Origin of the sequence: Poseidonocella sedimentorum (genome assembly GCF_900116005.1) — a bacterium.
Classification (GTDB): Bacteria; Pseudomonadota; Alphaproteobacteria; order Rhodobacterales; family Rhodobacteraceae; genus Poseidonocella; species Poseidonocella sedimentorum.
The window spans coordinates 1-3114 of record NZ_FOYI01000024.1 but is presented as its reverse complement, the minus strand read 5'-3'; the positions used below and the strand labels follow the sequence as shown (position 1 = coordinate 3114).

The window sequence follows — 3114 nt, the reverse complement described above, 5'->3', positions numbered from 1 at the left end:
CGCGTCGCTCAACCAGAAAAGATCAGACATGTCACCGCTCTGTTTTCGGACGGTGAATCATGACGCCTCAATGAAATCAATGGGTCCTGACCCTATCGATAAACGCTTAAGTTCTGGGAGGTTCAGCGATCACTAAGAGCGACAACGCCCCTACTTGTTGCAGCATCATGCACTTTGGTTTCGACATCGCCATCTGACTCTTTTCGTCGTAAGTGCGCTTGGGTGCATATCAACCGCGCTCGCAGCTCTCCATCTTTTACAAAGGCCCTAGATTGCCCAAGAGTCAATCAAACACCCGTCCCGGCTGCCCGGCCCACGGCAGTTCCGACACGCCACAGAAGTCGAAGATCGACAGCACCGTGGGCTCGCGTCGCAGCACCAGCCGCTCCAGCACGGAGGGCGCGAGCCATGCCAGCCGGATCACGCGGCTGACATAGCGGTCGGAGATGCCTTCCTCTCTGGCGAGATCGGCGATGGTGTTGACGTCGCCGCGCTCGAGCCTGCGCCGCCAGTCCCACGCGCGGCCGATGGCGCGCAGCAGGCGGGCATCCTGGCCGCGATCCATGGCGACCTCGATCTCTTTTGGCGGCAGGATGCGGGGGCGGCCGCCTCGATTGCGCAGGGTGAGCGGGATGTGGACGCGGAGGGTTTCGGGCTCCGCCATCACCACCTCCGACTTGGCCGGGGCCATCAGCGCGGCAATCGCGCCCAAGCCCTCGTGGCGCAGATCGACCGCCAACCCGGCGTCGCTGGCGGTGACCCGCGCCACCAGAAGCCGGACCACGCGGGCCTGCTCGGCGGGGATCTGCGTTCCACATCTCGTCGAACTGGGTTAGCGAGGCGCTGATGCCCGCCTCACCAAGATCTGGTCGGTCCTTGCGCAGGGTCCGTGATACCCGAGCGGCGACCTCTGGAGTGCGCAGCAGACGGCGGATTTCGCCAACCACGGCATCCTCGACCATGCCGCCGGGCAACCGCTGCGGTCCGCGCAGTTCGGCCTTTGGCCGTTTTTTGATCACGTCCATCGAGACATAGTAGCGATAGCGCCGCGTGCCTTTCTTCGTATGGTGCGGGGTCATCGCCACGCCGATCTCGGTGAAGATCAACCCGCGCAGCAGCGCCGGTGAGGGTTCCTGAGCCGCAGCCTTCCTGAGATACCGGTTGTTCGCGATCACCACGTGCACCTCGTCCCAAAGTGTGGCGTCGATGATCGCATCGTGCTCGCCGGGATAGGCGGTGCCCTTGCGCACGGCGAGGCCGCGATAGACCTTGTTGTGCAGGGATTTGATGAGCGAGGTCTTGTCGTAAGGCCTGCCAGTCTTCGTCAGGATCGCGCGCGCGTCCATCTCTAGGATAACCTGCGCCGTGGAACTGGACCGGGCGTAGAGCGTGAAGATCGTGCGCACCGTCTCGGCCTCGACCGGATCCACGATCAGCTTGCGGTCTCTCACGTTGTAGCCCAGCGGCACCGGCCCGCCCATCCAGATCCCCTTCTTGCGCGACGCAGCGACCTTGTCGCGGATCCGCTCGCCAATCACCTCGCGTTCGAATTGGGCAAAGCTGAGCAGGATGCTCAGCGTCAGCCGCCCCATGGACGTGGTGGTGTTGAAGGACTGCTTGACGGACACGAACGTGACGCCGTGCTTGTCGAAGATCTCGACCAGCTTGGAGAAATCCATCAACGCGCGGCTGAGGCGGTCGATCTTGTAGACCACGACGATGTCGATCAACCCGTCCTCGATGTCGGCAATCAGATCCTTCAGCGCGGGGCGTTCCAGCGTCCCACCGGAGAAGCCACCGTCATCGTATTGGTCGCGCAGTCAGACCCAGCCCTCGGCCTTCTGGCTGGCGATATAGGCCTCGCACGCCTCCCGCTGGGCGTCGAGACTGTTGAATTCCATGGCGAGCCCTTCCTCGCTCGATTTGCGGGTGTAGATGGCGCAGCGCAGGCGGCGGGGCTGTTGCGGCTGTGGTTGGCGCGTCATTTGCTGATCCTCGGGCGTGGGGTGAAGCCGAAGAATTTCCAGCCATTCCAATTCGCGCCGGTGATGGCCCGCGCCGCGCCAGAAAGCGATTTGTACCGACGACCTTGCCACTCAAAGCCCTTCGTCAGCACCGTGACAGTGTGCTCGACGCCGTTCCATTCACGGACCAGCTTAGTGCCCGGCAAAGGACGTCGTGGGTCGGTCATTACCTGACCGGGCTCGCCGGAAGCCACCTCCGCCGCCAGCGCATCCAGCGTCCGCCGTACATCGCGGCCGATGCCGCCAAGGGCCAGTTCCTGGATCCGGTAACCGAGCCGCAGCTCGAGATTCTGGCGGCTGGTATTCGGTGCAGGCGCGTCAAAGATCGCCGCCCATTTCTCGCGCAACTCAGGCACACTCATAGCCTTCAGCGCGACCAGCTCCGCCAGGACAGAGTGGCCCTGCGTATAGCCAAGGCTCGTTCTCTTTCCTACTGTTTTTATTGTGGTTTTCGTCATTCGCCCTCTCCAACTCGAGTTCGTAACTGTTGACGACGACGGCGAACAAGAGCGAGGATGTCCAGCGAACTGTGTCGGTCGTTCGCAGAATTCTCGTTTATTGTCGGTGGGTTGGTACGATCCACGGCTGCGGCGAGGATTTGGGCGAGTTCTGCCAGCCTCTCATCGGTTGTGAGCGCTTCTGGCGGAGGGGCGAAATTGACGTCGGTATCGGGCATGCCGGGCGAACCTCAGGAGCTGTTTTGTCCTGTGGTGGCCGCGATGCGGACGGGATTTCAAGTTAACACAACGGGTTGTAGTAGTGGCGCGAAATTAGGAGAAGCCAAGCGTTCATAATTTGTTGGGGGGAGCTTGAAGGCCGGCTAATACCGTACATCATCTTGCCGCTACGGCGGAACCGATCCGGGTCGAACAATTCTTGTCCTGTAAGTACGATAACTCTGGATGGGTGACGGTCGCGGTACCGACGCTTCCAACCCCACTTCCAAAGGCGCTTGAGGCGTTCCCTTTCCTTTTCACCCAAGCCGCTCTTAAGCGTGATCTTCTCCCCAACCCTTGGACAGTTTCCGGGATGATTTAAGCTACTCTCTGCCCCTGCTGGTGGGTTTTGATCTGGCTGAAGTAGACCACGG

At 61.5% G+C, this 3114-nt stretch carries 4 protein-coding genes; all 4 read right to left on the bottom strand.

All coding sequences use genetic code 11. The annotated features are described in order from the left end of the window. Positions 1–287 precede the first annotated feature (287 nt). On the bottom strand, positions 288–1751 hold the full coding sequence (locus tag BM353_RS16475; RefSeq protein ID WP_342742217.1) for a recombinase family protein: 1464 nt from the start codon (positions 1749–1751) through the stop codon (positions 288–290). Positions 1752–1820: 69 nt separating this feature from the next. After that, positions 1821–1985, bottom strand: coding sequence for a recombinase family protein (locus BM353_RS17200; RefSeq protein WP_342742216.1), 165 nt, complete (start codon positions 1983–1985; stop codon positions 1821–1823). Next, entirely contained in the window at positions 1982–2482 is a 501-nt protein-coding gene (locus BM353_RS16470) for a DUF2924 domain-containing protein (protein ID WP_092082818.1), read from the bottom strand. Before BM353_RS16470 ends, BM353_RS17200 begins: the two co-directional genes overlap by 4 nt. Continuing rightward, on the bottom strand, positions 2479–2700 hold the full coding sequence (locus BM353_RS17055) for a hypothetical protein (RefSeq protein WP_218155496.1): 222 nt from the start codon (positions 2698–2700) through the stop codon (positions 2479–2481). Before BM353_RS17055 ends, BM353_RS16470 begins: the two co-directional genes overlap by 4 nt. Between the last annotated feature and the right edge of the window lie 414 nt (positions 2701–3114).

Excerpts from the sequence above, each read along its gene's own strand:
- BM353_RS17055 (WP_218155496.1), bottom strand. The coding sequence starts at position 2,700 with ATGCCCGATACCGACGTCAATTTCGCCCCTCCGCCAGAAGCGCTCACA.
- BM353_RS16470 (WP_092082818.1), bottom strand. The coding sequence starts at position 2,482 with ATGACGAAAACCACAATAAAAACAGTAGGAAAGAGAACGAGCCTTGGC.
- BM353_RS17200 (WP_342742216.1), bottom strand. The coding sequence starts at position 1,985 with ATGACGCGCCAACCACAGCCGCAACAGCCCCGCCGCCTGCGCTGCGCC.